Consider the following 20,256-nt stretch of genomic DNA (forward strand, 5'->3'; position numbering starts at 1 on the left):
CCGGCGCGAACAGCGCGCCCGGCCACCTCGGCCCATGCTATCGTGCCCGCCCGTCCTGCCGACCTTTCATCCAGCATGCTGCCGACTTCCCGTACCCTGCGTCTGTCGTTGTATTCCCTGCTGATCATCGCCGGCACGGTCATTGCCGCGACGCTCGCGATGCGCCACGCGGAACGTCAGGCGCTGGAAGAAGACGCCGCCCGCGCCAATCAGCAACTGGGGTTGTACGCCAACTCCTTGCACACCCTGATCGACCGCTATCGCGCCCTGCCCGCCGTACTGGCGCTGGATCCGCAATTGCGTTCGGCCCTGGCCGGCCCGGTCGATGCTGCGCAGCAAGCGGCATTGAATGTGAAGCTGGAAAAGATCAACGGCGCCGCGCAATCCTCGACCCTTGAACTGCTCGATCGCACCGGCCTGGCCGTGGCCGCCAGCAACTGGCGCTTGCCCAGCAGTTACGTTGGCCACAATTACGGCTTCCGCCCCTATTTCAGCCAGACCCGCACCCAAGGCACCGGGCGTTTTTACGCGGTAGGCGTGACCAGCGGCATTCCCGGGTATTTCCTTTCCAGCGCCGTACTTGGCGACAACGACGAGTTTCTCGGCGCGATGGTGGTCAAGCTGGAGTTTCCCGAACTGGAGCGCGAATGGAGCCAGGGCAGCGACACGCTGCTGGTCAGCGATGCACGCGGGATCATCTTTATCGCCAATCAGCCGGGCTGGCGTTATCGCGCCTTGCGGCCGTTGAGCGCTGATGATCTGGCCGAGATCAAAACCACCCGCCAGTACGACAAGCAATCGCTGATTCCGCTGACCCATTTGCCGCTACGGCGCTTCGATGACAACAGCGATCTGCGCCGGGTCGAAGGTCCGCAGGGCACGGCGGATTATCTGTGGGAATCGCTGCCGCTGACGACCGAGGGCTGGACCCTGCATCTGCTGCGTCGTCCGCAAGTGGCCTTCGAGGATTTGCGCAACGCCGCACTGGCCGCCGCTGGCGTGTGGCTGGCGCTGGTGTTCCTGTTGCTGTTCCTCAATCAGCGCTGGCGGCTGGCCAAGGTCCGTCAGCGCAATCGTGAAGAGCTTGAGCGTTTGGTCGAGGAGCGCACCCGCGACTTGCGTACCGCGCAGGAAGGTCTGGTGCAGTCGGCCAAACTCGCCGCGCTGGGGCAGATGTCTGCGGCGCTGGCTCACGAAATCAATCAACCGCTGACCGCCCAGCGCATGCAACTGGCAACTCTGCGCCTGCTGCTCGAACATGGCCGCGTCGATGACGCCTACAAGGCGCTGAAACCGGTGGACGACATGCTCACGCGCATGGCCGCCCTTACCGGCCACCTCAAGACCTTCGCCCGCAAAAGCCCGAGCGGCTTGCGCGAACGTCTGGATCTGGCGACGGTGGTCGATCAATCGCTGCAACTGCTCGATGCGCGACTGCGTGACGAACAGGTCAGTCTGGTGCTGCATCTGACCCGCCCGGCGTGGGTACGCGGTGATGCGATTCGTCTGGAACAGGTGCTGATCAACCTGCTGCGCAATGCGCTGGATGCGATGCACGGCAAAGCCTGCAAGCGTCTGGAAATCCGTCTGGAGGCTGATGAACAATTGTGGCGGCTGAGCGTCAGCGACAACGGCGGCGGCATTGCCGAGGAACATCTCGGCCAGGTGTTCGATCCGTTCTTTACCACCAAACCGGTGGGTGACGGTCTGGGCCTGGGGCTGGCAGTATCCTTCGCCATCGTGCATGAATCCGGCGGACGCCTGAGCGTCGAGAATGGCGACCACGGCGCGGTGTTCAGCCTGACCCTGCCAATCGATCTGGAGGCACATATCTGATGCTCAATTCGGTGATGGCGGTCGACGACGAAAGCAGCATTCGCGACGCCGTTGAACAGTGGCTGAGCCTGTCGGGGTTTCAGGTGCAATTGTTCAGCCGCGCCGAAGAATGCCTTGCCGCGCTCCCGGAACATTTTGCCGGGGTGATCCTCAGCGACGTGCGCATGCCCGGCATGGACGGTTTGCAATTGCTCGCCGAAGTGCAAAAGCGCGACGCCGATCTGCCGGTGATTCTGCTCACCGGCCATGGCGACGTGCCGATGGCGGTCGAAGCCATGCGCGATGGTGCCTACGACTTTCTGGAAAAACCGTTCAGCCCGGAAACCCTGCTCGGCAGCCTGCGCCGGGCGCTGGACAAACGCCGCCTGGTCCTGGAAAACCGCGCCCTGCACGAACTCGCCGACAACCGCGCGAAGCTGGATGCGACGTTGCTGGGCGTGTCCCGTGGCTTGCAGACATTGCGTCGGCAAGTGCTGGATCTGGCGACGTTGCCGGTCAATGTGCTGATCCGGGGCGAAACCGGCAGCGGCAAGGAACTGGTCGCACGTTGCCTGCACGATTTCGGCCCGCGCGCCGGCAAACCGTTCGTGGCGCTGAACTGCGCGGCGATCCCGGAGCAACTGTTCGAGGCCGAGCTGTTCGGCCATGAGAGCGGCGCGTTTACCGGCGCCTCGGGCAAGCGCATCGGCAAGCTGGAATACGCCGATGGCGGCACGCTGTTTCTCGATGAGATCGAAAGCATGCCGCTGGCCCAGCAGGTGAAATTGCTGCGGGTCTTGCAGGAGCAGAAGCTTGAGCGGCTGGGGTCGAACCAGAGCATTCGCGTTGATTTGCGTATCGTCGCGGCGACCAAACCGGACCTGCTCGACGAAGCCCGCGCCGGACGTTTTCGTGAGGACCTGGCGTATCGCCTGAACGTCGCCGAACTGCGCCTGCCGCCGCTGCGCGATCGCCGCGAAGACATTCCGTTGCTGTTCGAGACCTTCGCGCAGAATGCCGCTCAGCGTCTGGGCCGGACCTTTCCGCCGTTGACCGGTGCGCAGCTCAGTCACCTGCTCAGCCATGACTGGCCGGGCAATGTGCGCGAACTGGCCAACGTCGCGGAACGTCAGGTATTGGGGCTGGATGAACCGGTCGCCGGAATCGATCCGGGGCAATCGCTGGCGGCGCAGCAGGAAGCCTTCGAAGCGCAATGTCTGCGCGCGGCGTTGACCCGGCACAAGGGTGATGTGAAAGCCGTGCTCGAAGAACTGCAACTGCCGCGCCGCACGTTCAATGAAAAGATGCAGCGGCATGGGTTGAGTCGGGAGATGTTTCTGGCGGAGTGAGGCAGAGATTTGTGGTGTAGCTGAAATCCATCCCCCTCACCCCAGCCCTCTCCCCCAGGGGGGCGAGGGGGGAGGGAGCCGATCTCCATGCTTTCCCGAATCTGTATTCGACTCGATATTGCAGGTCGATGTAACCCACGAGAACACCTCGGTCAGTCCCCTCTCCCTCTGGGAGAGGGCTAGGGTGAGGGGCTTTTGATCTTCACGCGGTAAGCGGAAATCCGCTCACTCAGCCCAATCAGTCGGCACAAATCCGCTCACTCCTCCCCGCTACCCCCTCTAAACCGGCCCCTCACCCCTTGGCACACCTCCTGCTATAGCCCTGGCAGGCTGCGTTCCGACGCGCTCCACAAAAACAATTAAACGAAGGATCCTTCAATGGATAACTCCAACGCCCTGCCCCTTGGGTCGGCTGCCGTGCCGGCCAAACCGAGAACCACCGCCAGCCGGATCAAATCGATCTTCAGCGGCTCTGTCGGCAACATGGTCGAGTGGTACGACTGGTATGTGTATGCCGCCTTCTCCCTGTACTTCGCGAAAACCTTTTTCCCCGCCGGCTCCACCACAGCGCAACTGATGAACACCGCTGCGATCTTCGCCGTGGGCTTCCTGATGCGTCCGATCGGTGGCTGGCTGATGGGCATGTACGCCGACAAGGTCGGGCGCAAGAAAGCGCTGATGGCCTCGGTGTACCTGATGTGCTTCGGCTCGCTGCTGATCGCCCTGAGCCCGAATTATGAAACCATCGGCATCGGCGCGCCGATCCTGCTGGTGTTTGCCCGCCTGCTGCAAGGCCTGTCGGTCGGCGGCGAGTACGGCACCTCGGCGACTTATCTGTCCGAGATGGCGACCAAGGAACGTCGCGGCTTCTTCTCCAGCTTCCAGTACGTGACCCTGATCTCCGGGCAGCTCATCGCCCTCGGCGTCTTGATCGTGCTGCAAAACATGCTGACCACCGAACAGCTCTACGCGTGGGGCTGGCGTATCCCGTTCGCCATCGGTGCGCTGTGTGCGGTCGTGGCGCTGTACCTGCGTCGCGGCATGGAAGAAACCGAGTCGTTCACCAAAAAAGAGAAATCCAAGGAAAGCGCCATGCGCACCTTGATGCGCCACCCGAAAGAGCTGTTGACCGTGGTCGGCCTGACCATGGGCGGCACCCTGGCGTTCTACACCTACACCACCTACATGCAGAAATACCTGGTGAACACGGTCGGCATGAGCATCTCCGACTCGACCACCATTTCCGCCGCCACGCTGTTCCTGTTCATGTGCCTGCAACCGATCATCGGCGGCCTGTCGGACAAGATCGGTCGTCGCCCGATCCTGATCGCGTTCGGCGTGCTCGGTACGATTTTCACCGTGCCGATCCTGATGACCCTGCACACCATCCAGACCTGGTGGGGCGCGTTCTTCCTGATCATGGCGGCGTTGATCATCGTCAGCGGCTACACCTCGATCAACGCGGTGGTCAAAGCCGAATTGTTCCCGACCGAAATCCGCGCCCTGGGCGTCGGCCTGCCGTACGCACTGACCGTGTCGATCTTCGGCGGCACTGCCGAATACATCGCGCTGTGGTTCAAAAGCATCGGCATGGAAACCGGTTACTACTGGTACGTCACCGCGTGCATTGCCGTGTCGCTGCTGGTGTACATCACCATGAAAGACACCCAGAAGCACTCGCGGATCGTGACTGACTGATAGGGCTACTTCGCTGGCAGGCCACAAAATCTGTGTCCTGCCACGAACCCTACGGGGTCTCGCGTCCGGCTGGAAATATGCGCTGGGTCCTTGCACTATGGCTGCATCCGAATGCAGCTCAGGAATCCGCTCCCCATGCCCGATGACATCCACTTCTACGAACCCGCCAACGGCCACGGCCTGCCTCACGATCCGTTCAACGCCATCGTCGGCCCGCGCCCCATCGGCTGGATTTCCTCGCAGGATGCCGAAGGCCGACTCAATCTCGCGCCGTACAGTTTCTTCAACGCCTTCAACTACGTGCCGCCGATCATTGGTTTTTCCAGTGTCGGGCGCAAAGACAGTCTGAACAACATCGAGCAGACCGGTGAGTTCGTCTGGAACCTCGCCACCCGCCCGTTGGCCGAGCAGATGAACCAGAGCTGCGCGATGGTCGCGCCCGAGGTCAACGAGTTTGAACTGGCGGGGCTGACCACCGTGGCGTCAAAGGTGATTTCGGTCCCACGGGTCGCCGAGAGTCCAGTGTCCTTCGAGTGCAAGGTCACGCAGATCGTCCAGCTGCAACGCGCCGATGGCGAAACGGTGCCGAGTTGGCTGATCCTCGGCGAGGTGGTCGCGGTGCACATCGCCAAATGGCTGCTGAAGGATGGCATCTACGACACCGCCGCCGCACAACCGATTCTGCGCGGCGGCGGGCCGGCGGATTATTTCCAGCTGGGGCCTGAGGCGCTGTTCAAGATGTGGCGCCCGGGGGCGCAGAAGTAATTACCAGATCAGCTCGGCGTCATCGGTGACGCCCTTGAGCTTGTCCAGTTCGTTGATGGCTGCGTCATCGGCAGCAATGGCGCCAGGAAACACCTGCTCATTGAGCAATTTGTGAAAGCGTGGTGCGCCGCCATCGACCAGGGCCTTGACCGCGATCGCCGCGTAATAACCCTTGTTGCCGCCCAGCTCGACGGGGACGACTGCGGAGACTGCTTCGAAGCGTTCAAACTCTTTACGTGCCATGTCGCGGATCCTGGCTCAATCAAATAAGCCGGACATTAAACCCTCAACCGGCGAGTTTGTGTATCGGCGCAGCGCATTGACCGAGGGCCTGCGCGGCGGAAACGTCCCTGAACGTGTGGAAGTCGAGACTGTTGACCACCAGGTCCTGGACCAGCTCGGCGAAGACTTCCATCGACGGACTGTTGAAATACGCCGTCATCACTTGCTGACTGCTCCAGTAGCCGCTGACCAGCCAGAGGTCGGCGTCGCACTGCGATTGTTGCAAGGAAAAACTCAGGCAGCCGGGCGCCGCGCGCGAGACTTCGATCAATGCGCTCAGGCGCACACCGAGTTCCGCCGAACGCCCGGCCTGGGCACGAACGAAGGCCATATGACTGACAGGCATTTGCTTGGACATGATCAACCCTCCATGAAATCGCGTGACAGCCGGGGGACGGGCTGCGACTGAAGCAAAGATTAAGGGCCGGGGCGGCTGCGCCGTTAGTCGATTCCTGCCTTCGCGTTGCACAATCCTGCGAGACTGCGCAGACGACCTGTAACAACCTGTAAACCCGCGCAACACGTCTGTCATACGCGTTTTGTGTAGGAGCTGCCGAAGGCTGCGATCTTGTGCTTTTGCCTTGAAGATCAACGGATCGCAGCCTTCGGCAGCTCCTACAGAATCGTATGGCGGGAGACATGTGCGCACCTGCGGGCAGAATCAGGCAAGCATTTGGCAGAATGTGTCTACCGCCGCCGCTTGCACAAACATATGCTCTGCTGCATTCCCCCCTCACTTGCCGAGGATGCCGTGCATGACGTCATTCGATCGTTTTCAAGCCGAACCCAGCGCCGACATGGAAAAGCAGCGCGCGGAGCTGGCGGCGATCATCCGCCGCAACACCAGCGACGATGGCAGCTACCAGACCGCGATCGGTTCGCTGGTGATGTCGCGCCATACCCAGTCCCATGACTTTGCCCCGGTGCTCGCGCAGCCGGCGCTGTGCATCATGGCGCAGGGGCGCAAAGAGGTGCGCCTGGCCGACGAGTTCTTCAACTACGACCCGCTGAATTATCTGGTGGTGTCGGTCTCGATGCCGCTCAGCGGGCGCGTGGTCAATGTCTCGCCGGAAGAACCGATCCTCGCCGTGCGCCTCGACATTGATCCGACCGAAATCACCGCGCTGATCGCCGACGCCGGCCCGATGGGCGTACCGACGCGGCCGACCGGACGCGGTCTGTACGTGGAAAAAATCGACAGCGCCATGCTCGACGCGGTGCTGCGGCTGGCGCGGCTGCTCGACGCGCCGAAAGACATCGCCATGCTCGCGCCACTGATTCGCCGGGAGATTCTCTATCGCCTGCTGCGCAGCCCACAGGGCCATCGTCTGTATGAGATTGCGATTGCCAACAGTCAGAGCCATCGCATCAGCCAGGCCATCAAATGGCTCAACGGCAATTTCGAGCAACCACTGCGCATCGATGATCTGGCGCGGGAAGTGAACCTCAGCGTGTCGACGTTGCATCATCGCTTCAAGGCGATGACTGCGATGAGTCCGTTGCAGTATCAAAAACAGTTGCGCCTGCAAGAGGCGCGTCGGCTGATGTTGACCGAAGGGCTGGAAGCGTCGGCGGCGGGGTATCGGGTGGGCTATGAAAGTCCGTCGCAGTTCAGCCGTGAGTACAGCCGACTGTTTGGTGCGCCACCGTTGCGGGACCTGGCGCGGTTGCGGCTGTCGGTGTAACTCCATAGAAGCCCCTCACCCTAGCCCTCTCCCAGAGGGAGAGGGAACCGATTGGGGGATATTGGAGAGGTTCAGCGACTTGCGATATCGGTGCTGAATCCGGAATCAGCCAAGCCAGGCCAACCCGGCGTTGGGTTGATGACCTTCAAATCCATAATCGACTCGGTTTTTCAGGTCGACGGAGAACGCAAGACACCTCACCCCAGCCCTCTCCCCCCGGGAGAGGGCTGGGGTGAGGGCAGGCTTCTACACCGCGCGCACGACGTGCTTGATCTCCAAAAACGCCGCCAACCCCCAAGGCCCCAGTTCGCGGCCGACGCTGCTCTGCTTGTACCCACCCCATGCCGCCTGCGGGAAGATCACCTGCGGTGCATTGATCCACACCAGCCCTGCCTGCAAGGCATTGGCCACACGATCCGCCGCTGTGGCATCGCGTGTCACTACGCTCGCGACCAGGCCGAACTGCGTGTCGTTGGCCAAGGCAATCGCTTCGGCCTCACTGGCAAAACCGCGCACACACACCACCGGGCCGAAAATCTCTTCACGCCATAACGCGCTGTCCAGCGGCACGTCGGTGAACACCGTCGGTTGCAGGAAATAACCGCGCGGCAAATGCGCCGGACGATTACCGCCGCACACCAACCTCGCCCCGGCGCTCAAACCGCGATCAATATGCCCAAGCACCCGCTGGTACTGCGCCTGATTGACCAGCGCGCCCATCTCCACGTCCGGATCGAACGGATCGGCCACTCGAATCGCCTCTGCGCGCTTTTGCAGACGCTGAAGAAACTCATCCATCAATTCCTCGGCAACCAGCACCCGACTGGTGGCCGAGCACATCTGCCCGGCGTTGAAGAACGCCCCGCCACAAGCCAGTTCCACCGCCAGCTGCAGATCAGCATCCGCCAGCACCAGCAACGACGATTTGCCACCCAGCTCCAGGCTCACACCCTTCACGGTTTCAGCAGCGCGTTGCATCACCTGCACACCAACCGCGTTGCTGCCGGTAAAGGAGATCTTGGCGATGCGAGGATCCGCCGACAACGGCGCGCCTACCGCCAGACCAGTGCCGCAGACCAGATTGAACACGCCGTCGGGCAAGCCGGATGCAGCGATGATCGCCGCCAGTTCCAGCTCCGGCAACGGCGTCACTTCAGAAGGTTTCAGCACCACGCAGCAACCGGCGGCGAGCGCTGGCGCCAGTTTCCACGCGGTGGTGACCATGGGGAAATTCCACGGCACGATCAGCCCGACCACTCCGCACGGCTCGCGCCGCAGGCGCGCACTGAAATCATCGCTGGGCAACGGCACGTTGCTGTCCTGCCCGGCGTCGAGGCCTTCGGCGAGTTCGGCGTAATAGTCGAACGTGGCGATCACGTCATCGACATCGATGGCCGCTTCGTACTGCGGTTTACCGTTATTACTCGACTGCAGATTCATCAAGTGATCGCGACCGTTGCGCACGCCGTTGGCAATGTTGCGCAGGATCGCAGCGCGTTCGGCGCCGGTGGTTGTCGACCAGTGTTTGAACGCCTCGGTCGCCGCGCTGATCGCCTGGTCGACGGCCTGTTCGTCGCCGCCATTGACGGTGGTCAGCAGCGCTTCGGTAGCGGGGTTGATCACCCGCAGATGTTCGCGGCCTGACGACCATTGGCCATTGATGTAGAGGCCGTCGAGTGTGGTTGGAAAGCTGATCATTGGGCCACCGCCTGCATCCACTGGTTCTGGTCGATTTCAATCAGCGTCGGGCCTTGCCGGTCCGTCGCCTCGCGCAGCGCTGCGCGCAATTCGTCGATGCTGCTGATGGCTTGCGCGGCGCAACCGAGGCCCTTGGCCACGGCGACGAAGTCCGGGGTGTAGATGTCCACGCCAACCGGTTCGATGGCGCGGTTGACCATGTACTTTTTGATCTCCTCGTAACCCTGGTTATTCCACAGCAGCACGATCACCGGCACCCGTGCTTCAACGGCGCTGGCCAGTTCCGGCAGGGTGAATTGCAAGCCGCCGTCACCGATCAGGCACACCACCGGCGGGCGCGCGCCGTTGTCGAGTTGTCCACCGAGCCACGCACCGATCGCCGCCGGCAACGCATAGCCGAGGGTGCCGTAACCGGTGGATGCGTTGAACCAGCGACGCGGACGCTGGGGGTTGAAAGTGAGGTTGCCGGTGTACACCGGTTGCGTGGAGTCGCCGACGAACACCGCGTCAGGCAGCTCGTGCAGCACGGTTTCGAGGAAACGCGTCTGCGCCAGCGTCGGCGCATCCCAGCTCGCCGCCAATTCATCACGCAGACGCGCGGCGCGAACCTGGCCCCAATCATTGCGGCGCTCGGCCAGCGGCTTTTGCGTCAGCGTGCTGAGCAAGGCTTGCGCGGCGTTGCGCGAATCAGCGACCAGTGCGACGTGCGGCGGGTAGTTGCGCACGGTCTGATCGGCATCGATGTCGATGCGCAGCAGCTTGCCGGGAATCTCGAAGCCGCCGGCGAAGGTCACGTCGTAATCGGTCTCGGCCAGCTCCGTGCCGATCGCCAGCACCACGTCGGCTTCAGCGACCAGTGCGCGCGTGGCGACCAGGCTTTGCGTCGAACCGATCAACAACGGATGGCTGGTCGGCAGCATGCCTTTGGCGTTGATGGTCAGCGCCACGGGAGCGTCGAGCAATTCGGCGAGTCGGGTCAGCTCCGGCGCCGCGTCGATAGCACCGCCGCCAGCAAGAATCAGTGGACGTTGCGCGCTGGCCAGCATTTCGCTCATGCGGTGCACGGCAGCCGGTGCGGCGCCGGCGCGATCGATATTCACCGGTAGGCTGGCGAGCAATTCATCGGCCTCTTCGACCAGCACGTCCAACGGAATTTCGATGTGCACCGGACGCGGTCGCCCGGCCTGGAACAGCGCGAAAGCGCGAGCAAGCACCACCGGCAATTCGGCAGCCGACATCAGCGTGTGCGAGAACGCTGCGACGCCGCCGACCAGTGCGCTCTGGTTCGGCAGCTCATGCAACTTGCCGCGCCCACCGCCCAACTGACTGCGCGACTGCACGCTGGAGATCACCAGCATCGGAATCGAATCGGCGTAAGCCTGGCCCATGGCCGTGGTGATATTGGTCATGCCCGGGCCGGTAATGATGAAACACACACCGGGTTTGCCGCTGGTACGCGCATAGCCGTCAGCCATGAACCCGGCGCCCTGTTCATGACGAGGCGTGACGTGGTTGATGCTTGAGCGGGCAAGGCCTCGGTACAGCTCAACGGTATGCACACCGGGAATGCCGAACACCTGCTCGACCCCGTAATTTTCCAACAGCCTGACCAGTACTTCGCCGCACTTTGCCATGTTGATTGCCCTTTCATTCACTGAACACTCCCTGTGGGAGCGAGCCTGCTCGCGAATAAGCGGTCCAGCCAACATCCGTGTCGAACCTTGAACCGTCTTCGCGAGCAGGCTCGCTCCCACAGGGTCCGTGGAGTGCCCATTGGAACGGTGCGCAACTGGCAGCAACAATCGATTAAAAGTCATACTAGCCATGTCCCCACGTCATACCTCGGATCGCCATGAAACGCCTGCCACCCCTGCCCGCTCTGCATACGTTCTGGATCACCGCGCAATGCTGCAATTTCACTCGCGCCGCCGAGCAGTTGCACATCACTCAGGGCGCGGTGAGCCGGCAGATCGCCGGGCTGGAAGAACAGCTCGGTTATCCGCTGTTCATCCGTCTGGCCCGAGGTCTGGCGCTGACGGCTGAAGGCCGCGAATGGCTGCCACAAGTGGAGAAGGTTTTCGGGCTGATCAGTGAAGCGACCGAGCAGATCGGGCTCAAACACCAGACGTTGCAACTCAAGGCCCCAAGCTGCGTGATGCGCTGGCTGCTGCCGCGCCTGCTGCAATGGCAGAAGGAACGCCCGGACGTGCCGGTGAAATTGACGGCCTCGCTGCAACACGGTGTGGATTTCCAGCGCGAGCAATTCGACGCCGCCGTGATCTACGGTCCGCCGCCGGACAATTCGCCAGGCGCACTGCATCTGTTCGACGAGCAACTGACACCGGTCTGCTCACCGCAACTGCTCAAAGGTTCGCCGGCGCTGAATTCACCGCAGGATTTGCAAGAGCATCTGTTATTGCACCCGACCCACGACATTCAGGACTGGTCGGTGTGGCTCGATGCAGCGGGATTGCGATTGGGCAACCTTGGCAGCGGGCAGCATTTCGAAACGCTGGATCAGGCGATGTCGATGGCCTCGCACGGCACGGGGGTGGCGATCGGGGACTGGTCGCTGATTGGTGATGATCTGAACGCTGGACGACTGGTGATGCCGTTTGCGTTGAAGGTGAAGACGGGGTTGGCGTATTACGTGGTGGTGCCTGCTGGAGCCGAACCCTCGCCGCAACTTGAGGAACTGATGCTCTGGCTGGTTGAGCAGGCTCATTTGCGCTGAAGCCTCTCCCCTCACCCTAGCCCTCTCCCCAGGGAGAGGGAACTGATTGGGGATACTCAAGAAATTCATCGACCTGACACAGCCACGCCGAATCCATAATCGACACGGCCGTTCAGGTCAATGCGTGACCCAAGACAACTCGGTCGGCTCCCTCTCCCCCGGGAGAGGGCTGGGGTGAGGGGAAAAGGCTTGACTCAATACCCGACGGTATAACGCTGCCGCGAATGCTTCGGCGTTTCCACTTCGTCAATCAGCGCAATCGCGTAATCGGCAAATGTGATCCAGCTGCGTCCTTCGGCACTGACCAACAGATGATCCTTGCCGACGCGGAATGTGCCACTGCGCTCACCCTCGACGAACTCCGCCGACGGCGACAAAAAGGTCCAGTCCAGTTCCTGCTCGTGACGCAACGCATCAAGAAACTCAGCACCTGCGCTCGCCTCGGCTTTGTATTCGGCCGGGAAACCGGCACTGTCGATCACCCGCGTGTCATCCGGCAGCAACAGCGAACCGGCGCCGCCGACCACCAGCAAGCGCTTCACGCCCGTCTGCTTCACCGGTCCGACAATCGCCGAGGCCGGGACGGAGGCGAAATGCGCTGCGCTGATCACTGCGTCGTGACCGGCCACCGCCGCTTGCAACGCTGCCGAATCCAGTACGTCGAGGCTCTTGCTGACGACACCGGCACGGCTGCCGATCTTCGAGGTATCGCGGGCAATGGCGGTGACGCTGTGGCCGCGACGCAGGGCTTCTTCCAGCAATTGGCTACCGGCACGGCCGGTGGCGCCAATGATTGCGATCTTGCTCATGACATTCTCCAGTTGGCTTGAAAATGCTGCGTGTTCAGGTTCGGCTTACCACTGCATCTCGCCCTTGGCGACTTTCGCGCTGAGCTCCAGCGAGCTTTCCTCGCCCAGCTGCGGGTAGCGTTTTTTCATCGCCGCGATCAGTGCAGCGGAGTCTTTGGCCTTGGCGGTTTCGGCATCGAAGGCCTTGATGTAATCGGCGGTGAATTTCACGCTGGCCAGCGAGCGGCTGCTGTCACCCAGGTAATGACCGGGCACCACGGTTTGCGGTTTCAGGCTTTCGATGGTGTGCAGGGTGTGCAGCCAATCGGCGTGGGATTGCGCGGTCTGGGTGTCGGCCATCCACACATGAATGTTCTCGGCGACCACTACGCCACCGACCACTGCTTTGAGCGACGGGATCCATACGAAGCTGCGATCCGGTTGCTTGCCGTCGAGGCCGATCACCTGCAATTGCTTGCCTTCGAGGGTCAGGCTGTCGCCCTTGAGCACGTCCGGGACGATGGTTTTCGCCGGCACGTCGGCGCCCATTTTCGGCCCCCAGTAGGCCAGTTTGCCGTCGACGGTGTGCTTGATGTGATCGACAGTCGGCTGCGAAGCCAGCACTTTCGCCTGCGGGAATGCCTTGGTCAGGGTGTCGAGGCCAAAGTAGTAATCCGGGTCGCCATGGCTGATGTAGATGGTGGTCAATTGCTTGCCGCTGGCGCGGATCTTTTCCACGACCTGCTCAGCCTGGGATTTGCCGAATTGCGCGTCGACCAGAATCGCTTCTTTCTCACCGCTGACCAGCACCGAGCTGACCGGGAAAATCGCCTGGGTGCCCGGGTTGTAGACATCAAGGCTCAGCTCGGCAGCGGATGCATGGGCGGCAAAGCCGAAAAATGCTGCGGCGAGCAGAACGCGTTTGAAGGGGGTGAAGCCGATCATGTGTTGCTCCGGATTGCGAATGCCAGTCTGGCGATGCAACAGAGCTTAGTTGCCAGACTCAGTACAAAAAATGCGATGCTTGAACATAGTTTGTTTCTGAAAGCGGGCAAATCATGGATCGGCTTCAAGCAATGCGGGTATTCGTCACGGTCGTGGACCTGGGCAGCCAGTCGGCGGCGGCCGACCACCTCGACCTGTCGCGGCCGGTGGTGTCGCGCTATCTGGCGGAGCTGGAAGACTGGGTCGGCGCGCGGCTGATGCACCGCACCACGCGCAAATTGAGCCTGACCGCCGCCGGCAGCGAAATCCTCCCGCGCTGCCGGCAGATGATCGACCTGTCGCACGACATGCAGGCCGCCGTCAGCGAACCCCATGACGCGCCGCGCGGATTGCTGCGGATCAGCGTCAGCACCTCGTTTGGCCAGGCGCAACTGGCCGATGCGATGGCGGCATACGTCAAGCTTTACCCAGGCGTGAGCATCGATCTGCAGATGCTCGACCGTACGGTGAATCTGGTCGATGAGCGCATCGATCTGGCGATTCGCACCAGCAACGATCTTGATCCGAATCTGATCGCCCGGCGCCTGACCGTGTGCCGCTCGGTGGTCTGCGCAGCACCGGCGTATCTGCTTGAGCATCCGGCGCCGTTGCGGGTGGAGGAACTGAGCCGACACAACTGCCTGACTCATTCCTATTTCGGCAAGAGCCTGTGGCATTTCGAGGAGGATGGCGAACCGGTTTCGGTGCCGGTGCAGGGCAATATCAGCGCCAACGAGGCCAGCACCCTCCTGCGCGCAACCCTGGCCGGCGCGGGCGTGGCGATGCTGCCGACCTACCAGGCTGGCGTGCATATTCACAGCGGCGAACTGCTGCGTTTGCTGCCACATGTCGAACCGCGCCAGATGAATATCTACGCGGTGTACGCCTCACGCAAACACATGCCGGCGGCACTGCGCAGCATGCTCGACTTTCTTGTGCAGCGCTTTCCCGAGGCCCCGGCCTGGGATGCCGGCCTGTAAACCCGATCCCTTGTGGGAGCGAGCCTGCTCGCGAAGAGGCCAGTACATTCAACATTGATGTCGCTTGGACCACCGCCTTCGCGAGCAGGCTCGCTCCCACATAGGCATCAATTCGCTGAATGGCCGGCTAAATCCTCAAGCGCACTCGCTGGCAAGTACGCGCCGCTGACCTATGCTCAAAGTAATACCGCAAGGTAGACGTTCAGAGGTCGAACACCATGAACATCAAAACAAAAAGATACGCCGCCATCTTCATCACATGCGCCGCCACGCTGGCGCTGTACGGCACCGCTGCCTGGCGGGTCGAGCAGTTGCGCCAGCTGCCGCGTGAGTATGCGAGCTGCAACTATGAGCGGTGTATTCCGCACAATGCCACGCTGAACGCATTGCGCTGATAGACCTGCGCTGGAATGCAACTGCTGTGGGAGCGAGCCTGCTCGCGAATGCGCTGTGTCAGCCAGCCTAGTTGCTGAATGAAAGACCGTATTCGCGAGCAGGCTCGCTCCCACAGGGCTCATCAGCGCTTTCAGGATTGTTGCTCGGCCTTGAGTCGGTCGCGGAACGCCTTTGGCGAAATTCCCACGCGGCGGCGGAACAGGCGGGTGAAGTTGGTCGGATCGGAAAACCCCAGCAACTCCGACATCTCGTAAATCGTCATGCTGGTGTAGGTCAGCAGGCGCTTGGCTTCCAGCAACTGCCGCTCGTGCATGATCTGCAACGCCGGTTGCCCGGCCAGTTCACGGCAGGTGCCGTTGAGGTGCGACACGGAGATGCCCAGGCGATGGGCGAGGTCTTCGACCTTGACGTGCTGGCGGTAAGTCTCTTCCACCAACTGAATGAAACCGTTGAGGTATTCGCGCTGGCGTTGCGGCCGTTGGCTGGCCTTGTGGCGGACGATCGCCTGGCGGCTGACCCAGACCATGATCACGCTGACCAGCGAATGCATGAGCATTTCCCGCGCCGGTTGATGACCGTTGTACTCGGCCTGCAAGGCTGAAAACAGGCTGTTGAGATAATCGCCATCCTTGCCGGCCGGGTAGTTCTCCGCCCGGGCCAACGCGTGTACCGAATCGCCCAATTGCGCCTGCAAATGATTGATCAGCGGCGTGGCCAAGGTGACGATGAAGCCTTCAACATCCTCGGAAAAACGAAACCCGTGCACCGATAACGGTGGCAGCACCTGTATCGCCGGAGTCTCAAGCTGCGTGCGCTGGCCTTCGATTTCGAGCTCGGCCTGACCTTTGAAAACGAACAGCAGCTGGCACAGATCCGCATGGCGGTGAGGTTTGATTTCCCATTGATGTTCGCGACTGCGCGAGGAAATGGTTTCACAGTGCAGCAAGTCCGGGGTCGGCCAGTCCAGGCTTTCACCGTAGAGCTTGAACACCGGAATAGAAGGCAGGGCAGGCTTGTTCATACTTCAATCCAGGCCTCTGGTTTTTGGGCGATAATCGCACCGATTGGCAGAATGTACAGGTATCGGCTCAGTTTTCACCTTCAATTGACAGACCCGCAAGGGAAAAATGCAAGCACTCGATCCATAAAATCATTCACCGGCTGTTGCTGCGTGAAGCTTGCGAGTCATAAAAACAATGAAAACCCTGAAAACCCAAGTCGCCATTATCGGCGCCGGTCCTTCCGGACTGCTCCTCGGCCAGTTGCTGCACAACGCTGGCATCGAAACCCTGATCCTCGAACGCCAGACGCCTGATTACATTCTTGGGCGCATCCGTGCCGGTGTGCTTGAACAAGGCATGGTAGAGCTGCTGCGTGAGGCCGGCGTCGGTCAGCGAATGGATGCCGAAGGCCTGGTTCATGGCGGCTTCGATCTGGCGCTGGACGGGCGTCAGGTGCACATCGATCTGCACGCTCTGACCGACGGTAAAACAGTAATGGTCTACGGTCAGACCGAGGTCACCCGCGACCTGATGGCCGCTCGTCGGGACGCGGGGGCGCTGACAATTTATCAGGCAAGCAATGTCGTTCCCCACGGCATGAAAAGCGACGAAGCTTTCGTCACCTTTGAAAAGGACGGTGAAAGCTGGCGCGTCGATTGCGATTACATCGCCGGTTGCGATGGTTTCCATGGCGTCGCGCGGCAGTCGATTCCGGCCGATTGCCTGAAGATCTTCGAGCGGGTCTACCCGTTCGGCTGGCTGGGCATTCTCGCCGACACGCCGCCGGTCCACGACGAATTGGTCTATGCCCGCCACGAGCGTGGCTTCGCTTTGTGCAGCATGCGTTCGGCCACCCGCACCCGCTATTACCTGCAAGTCCCGGCAGATGAAAACGTCGATGACTGGAGCGATCAGCGTTTCTGGGATGAGCTGAAAAAACGCCTGCCGGATGCCCTCGCGGAAAAACTGGTGACCGGCCCTTCGATCGAAAAAAGCATCGCGCCGCTGCGCAGTTTTGTCGTCGAACCGATGCAATACGGCCGGATGTTCCTGGTCGGCGACGCCGCCCACATCGTCCCGCCCACTGGCGCCAAGGGCTTGAACCTGGCGGCCAGCGATGTCAGCACGTTGTTCAATATTCTGCTGAAGGTCTATCGCGAAGGCCGCACTGATCTGCTGGAAAAATACTCGGAAATCTGCCTGCGCCGGGTGTGGAAAGCCGAACGGTTTTCCTGGTGGATGACGTCGATGCTGCATCGCTTCGACGAGCACGATGAATTCAGCCAGCGCATCTGCGCTTCGGAACTGGACTATTTTGTCAGCTCGCAAGCCGGGCAAAAAACCATTGCAGAAAATTACGTCGGGCTTCCGTACGAGGCTATCGAATAGCTTCCTACCGACTTACACTGCGAGCATCCACCCGCGCGCGATGGCCGCGCGGGTCCATCAATGCCCGCAGGCTCGCCCGTGACCACTCTCAATCAACCTGAAACGCCCAAACCGGCCATTCGCAGCGTGCTGGTCGCCTTGATGATGGCGATCTTCCTCGGTGCGCTGGACCAGACCATCGTCGCCGTGTCGATGCCGGCGATCTCCGCGCAATTCAAGGACGTCAGCCTGCTGGCCTGGGTGATTTCCGGTTACATGGTGGCGATGACCGTGGCGGTGCCGATCTACGGCAAACTCGGCGACCTGTACGGGCGGCGCAAACTGATGTTGTTCGGCATGGGCCTGTTCACCCTCGCCTCGCTGTTCTGCGGCATGGCGCAGAGCATGGAGCAACTGGTGCTGGCGCGGATCCTTCAGGGCATCGGCGCCGGCGGCATGATCTCGGTGAGTCAGGCGATCATCGGCGACATCGTCCCGCCACGTGAACGCGGGCGCTATCAGGGTTACTTCAGCAGCATGTACGCCGTGGCCAGCGTCGCCGGCCCGGTGCTCGGCGGCTACATGACCGAATACCTGTCGTGGCGCTGGGTGTTTCTGATCAACCTGCCGCTGGGGCTTGGCGCGTGGTGGGTGGCACGGCGCAACCTGCGCGGCTTGCCGATTCCGCAGCGCAAACCGGTGATCGATTACCTCGGCACGGTGCTGATGATCATTGGTCTCACGGCGTTGCTGCTCGGCATCACCGAAGTCGGCCAGGGTCATTCATGGCGCAGCGGCGAAGTGCTCGGCCTGTTCGCCTGCGCCGTGGTGGTGCTGGCGCTGTTCGTCTGGCATGAACGCCGTGCACGCGAGCCATTGCTGCCGATGCACTTGTTCACCAATCGCAGCGCGCTGCTGTGCTGGTGCACGATCTTCTTCACCAGTTTCCAGGCCATCTCGCTGATCGTGCTGATGCCATTGCGTTTCCAAAGCGTCACCGGCGCTGGCGCCGACAGCGCAGCGCTGCACTTGCTGCCATTGGCGATGGGCTTGCCGATCGGTGCCTATTTCGCCGGCCGCCGCACCTCGATTACCGGACGCTACAAACCGCAGATTCTCACCGGGGCGATCCTCATGCCGATCTCGATTCTCGGCATGGCCTTCAGTCCGCCCCAAGCAACCTTGCTCAGCGGTCTGTTCATGCTGCTCAGCGGCATCGCCGGCGGCATGCAGTTCCCGACCTCGCTGGTCGGCACGCAAAACTCGGTGGAACAACGCGACATCGGCGTCGCCACCAGCACCACCAACCTGTTCCGCTCACTGGGCGGCGCGGTGGGCGTGGCGTTGATGTCGGCGCTGCTGCTGGCGTTGCTGCACGACTCCAGTTTCGCCCACCTGGCGAACAGTTCGCTGATCAGCGAAGGGCATTCGGGCAACGTTCTGCTCGATGGCCTGAACGCCGCACCCGGCGAAGCGCAGAACGCTTTGCGCGCGGAACTGCTGGTGACCTTCCGCCACTTGCTCTGGGTCAGCACGGCAGTGTCGTTGCTGGGGCTGGCAGCGGCGATTGCCATGCCGAACAACCTGCTGCGCGGACGGGAGCACGGCGCGAAATAATTGCCGCAACAAATACCACTGTGGGAGCGAGCCTGCTCGCGAATGCGCGGTGTCAGCCGACACATAGCTGAATGACACACCGCTTCGCGAGCAGGCTCGCTCCCACAAGGGAACGGTGTTCGCTCAAGGGCTGTAGTAACCCACCGCGACGAGGAAGTGCCCGACCTTTTTCAGGTACGCATGCTTGTCCTCGATCTTGCCTGTCACCGGGTTTTTCCAGCGGTATTCGTATTCGCCTTCATCCTGCTTGCCGATCAGCGCCAGAATCGGCTCGCCCACCGGTTTGCCTTCCGGGTCCTTGACCTTGCCGAAATCAGTGTTGATCAAGCGCAGATTGGTGCCATGGGCGACATACCGCTGGTTGTTCAGATCGACCACGAAGACATACAGGTCATCCTGCAGATATCCGCCCTTGAGCGAGTTGATCGCAACCAGCGTGCCCTTCTCGTCCTTGCCCAGATCCGTCGCGGCTTTGTCCAGCAAGGCCTTGGCCTGCTCAGCCGAAGCCCGTGGCAAATAGTAACCCACCGCGAGAATGCGCTGCCCGACGCGCTGATAAAACACATGCTTGCGCTCGACCTTGCCGTCGGCCCAATTCTGCCAGCGGTATTCGGCCTGCTGGATGCCGTTGCCTTCCGGCACTTTCAGCGCATCCTTGAACGCCTTCTGCAGATCCGGCCCGAGCACTTCGCTGACATCACGGCCGATCAGCGCCGATGACGGCCCGCCACTGGCAAGCATGACGCCTTTGGTGTCGAGGACGAACACGTAGCGATCCTTGTCGACGAACTCACCCTGGCGGCTGAAGGCGGCGAAGGCCTTGTCGCCATTGTCGTGGTAGTAGGCCAAGGCTTTTTCCAGCAGGGCGATGGCCGCCTGACTGTCATCCTTGGCGGCGGTGGCGGCGCTGGCCTGGCCGAAACCGGCCAGCAGAATCAGGCCGAGCCAGGCCACTTTATGCAAAAACCCCATAGCGCATCCCTCGTTCTTTTTGGTGTTTCAAGAGCGTAGACGGCTTGGGCTGATGTACGAGTATTCAGAATGATGCAGGGGATTACAGACCCCTGTGGTGAGGGGACAAAGCCCTCCGGGCAAC

At 61.5% G+C, this 20,256-nt stretch carries 18 protein-coding genes; 10 read left to right on the forward strand and 8 right to left on the reverse strand.

Annotated elements, in window-relative coordinates; genetic code table 11:
* The first annotated feature begins 75 nt into the window (after nucleotides 1-75).
* From NF676_RS21185 to NF676_RS21200, 4 genes are all read left to right on the forward strand, one after another.
* Nucleotides 76-1,836: a sensor histidine kinase gene (locus NF676_RS21185; protein WP_252886721.1), complete on the forward strand. Its 1,761-nt coding sequence runs from the start codon at nucleotides 76-78 to the stop codon at nucleotides 1,834-1,836.
* Nucleotides 1,836-3,164, forward strand: a complete 1,329-nt coding sequence (locus NF676_RS21190; RefSeq protein ID WP_252886722.1) for a sigma-54-dependent transcriptional regulator — start codon at nucleotides 1,836-1,838, stop codon at nucleotides 3,162-3,164. Before NF676_RS21185 ends, NF676_RS21190 begins: the two co-directional genes overlap by 1 nt.
* 378 nt (nucleotides 3,165-3,542) lie before the next feature.
* The gene (locus tag NF676_RS21195) at nucleotides 3,543-4,862 is read left to right on the forward strand and encodes an MFS transporter (protein WP_024014128.1); all 1,320 of its coding nucleotides are present in this window, start codon (nucleotides 3,543-3,545) and stop codon (nucleotides 4,860-4,862) included.
* 135 nt (nucleotides 4,863-4,997) lie between these two features.
* Nucleotides 4,998-5,627, forward strand: a complete 630-nt coding sequence (locus NF676_RS21200; RefSeq protein ID WP_041479830.1) for a flavin reductase family protein — start codon at nucleotides 4,998-5,000, stop codon at nucleotides 5,625-5,627.
* Here NF676_RS21200 and NF676_RS21205 read toward each other — a convergent pair whose 3' ends face one another.
* Both NF676_RS21205 and NF676_RS21210 read right to left on the reverse strand, forming a co-directional pair.
* Nucleotides 5,628-5,870 (reverse strand): hypothetical protein, encoded by a 243-nt coding sequence (locus NF676_RS21205; RefSeq protein WP_041479831.1) that lies wholly within the window; start codon nucleotides 5,868-5,870, stop codon nucleotides 5,628-5,630.
* A 43-nt stretch (nucleotides 5,871-5,913) separates the two neighbouring features.
* The gene (locus tag NF676_RS21210) at nucleotides 5,914-6,267 is read right to left on the reverse strand and encodes a putative quinol monooxygenase (protein WP_150637421.1); all 354 of its coding nucleotides are present in this window, start codon (nucleotides 6,265-6,267) and stop codon (nucleotides 5,914-5,916) included.
* A gap of 397 nt (nucleotides 6,268-6,664) precedes the next feature.
* Between NF676_RS21210 and NF676_RS21215 the strand changes: the two genes are divergently transcribed.
* On the forward strand, nucleotides 6,665-7,594 hold the full coding sequence (locus tag NF676_RS21215; RefSeq protein ID WP_016773445.1) for an AraC family transcriptional regulator: 930 nt from the start codon (nucleotides 6,665-6,667) through the stop codon (nucleotides 7,592-7,594).
* Between the two features lie 246 nt (nucleotides 7,595-7,840).
* On the opposite strand, the gene NF676_RS21220 is transcribed toward NF676_RS21215, so the two are convergent.
* A complete protein-coding gene (locus tag NF676_RS21220) occupies nucleotides 7,841-9,292 on the reverse strand; it encodes an aldehyde dehydrogenase family protein (protein WP_252886723.1) in 1,452 nt (483 codons plus the stop codon).
* A complete protein-coding gene (locus tag NF676_RS21225) occupies nucleotides 9,289-10,926 on the reverse strand; it encodes a 5-guanidino-2-oxopentanoate decarboxylase (RefSeq protein WP_252886724.1) in 1,638 nt (545 codons plus the stop codon). Before NF676_RS21225 ends, NF676_RS21220 begins: the two co-directional genes overlap by 4 nt.
* 218 nt (nucleotides 10,927-11,144) lie before the next feature.
* Between NF676_RS21225 and NF676_RS21230 the strand changes: the two genes are divergently transcribed.
* Nucleotides 11,145-12,026, forward strand: a complete 882-nt coding sequence (locus tag NF676_RS21230; protein WP_252868188.1) for a LysR substrate-binding domain-containing protein — start codon at nucleotides 11,145-11,147, stop codon at nucleotides 12,024-12,026.
* 194 nt (nucleotides 12,027-12,220) lie between these two features.
* Here the strand turns inward: NF676_RS21230 and NF676_RS21235 are convergent, their stop codons facing one another.
* A complete protein-coding gene (locus NF676_RS21235) occupies nucleotides 12,221-12,835 on the reverse strand; it encodes an NAD(P)-dependent oxidoreductase (RefSeq protein ID WP_252868189.1) in 615 nt (204 codons plus the stop codon).
* A gap of 45 nt (nucleotides 12,836-12,880) precedes the next feature.
* Complete coding sequence (locus tag NF676_RS21240; protein WP_056789950.1) at nucleotides 12,881-13,759, reverse strand: MBL fold metallo-hydrolase; 879 nt, start codon at nucleotides 13,757-13,759, stop codon at nucleotides 12,881-12,883.
* Between the two features lie 113 nt (nucleotides 13,760-13,872).
* On the opposite strand from NF676_RS21240, the gene NF676_RS21245 reads away from it, so the two are divergent.
* Nucleotides 13,873-14,778 (forward strand): LysR family transcriptional regulator, encoded by a 906-nt coding sequence (locus NF676_RS21245; RefSeq protein ID WP_224789898.1) that lies wholly within the window; start codon nucleotides 13,873-13,875, stop codon nucleotides 14,776-14,778.
* Nucleotides 14,779-14,996: 218 nt separating this feature from the next.
* The gene (locus tag NF676_RS21250; protein ID WP_016773438.1) at nucleotides 14,997-15,173 is read left to right on the forward strand and encodes a hypothetical protein; all 177 of its coding nucleotides are present in this window, start codon (nucleotides 14,997-14,999) and stop codon (nucleotides 15,171-15,173) included.
* A gap of 131 nt (nucleotides 15,174-15,304) precedes the next feature.
* Here NF676_RS21250 and NF676_RS21255 read toward each other — a convergent pair whose 3' ends face one another.
* On the reverse strand, nucleotides 15,305-16,195 hold the full coding sequence (locus tag NF676_RS21255; RefSeq protein ID WP_024014136.1) for a helix-turn-helix domain-containing protein: 891 nt from the start codon (nucleotides 16,193-16,195) through the stop codon (nucleotides 15,305-15,307).
* A gap of 175 nt (nucleotides 16,196-16,370) precedes the next feature.
* Between NF676_RS21255 and pobA the strand changes: the two genes are divergently transcribed.
* Complete coding sequence (gene pobA / locus NF676_RS21260; protein WP_150637412.1) at nucleotides 16,371-17,564, forward strand: 4-hydroxybenzoate 3-monooxygenase; 1,194 nt, start codon at nucleotides 16,371-16,373, stop codon at nucleotides 17,562-17,564.
* Between the two features lie 78 nt (nucleotides 17,565-17,642).
* Nucleotides 17,643-19,160 (forward strand): MDR family MFS transporter, encoded by a 1,518-nt coding sequence (locus NF676_RS21265; RefSeq protein ID WP_252876818.1) that lies wholly within the window; start codon nucleotides 17,643-17,645, stop codon nucleotides 19,158-19,160.
* A 123-nt stretch (nucleotides 19,161-19,283) separates the two neighbouring features.
* Here the strand turns inward: NF676_RS21265 and NF676_RS21270 are convergent, their stop codons facing one another.
* A complete protein-coding gene (locus NF676_RS21270; RefSeq protein WP_095181439.1) occupies nucleotides 19,284-20,132 on the reverse strand; it encodes a cache domain-containing protein in 849 nt (282 codons plus the stop codon).
* Between the last annotated feature and the right edge of the window lie 124 nt (nucleotides 20,133-20,256).

It is taken from the genome of Pseudomonas siliginis (genome assembly GCF_024072275.1).
Taxonomy (GTDB): Bacteria; Pseudomonadota; Gammaproteobacteria; order Pseudomonadales; family Pseudomonadaceae; genus Aquipseudomonas; species Aquipseudomonas siliginis.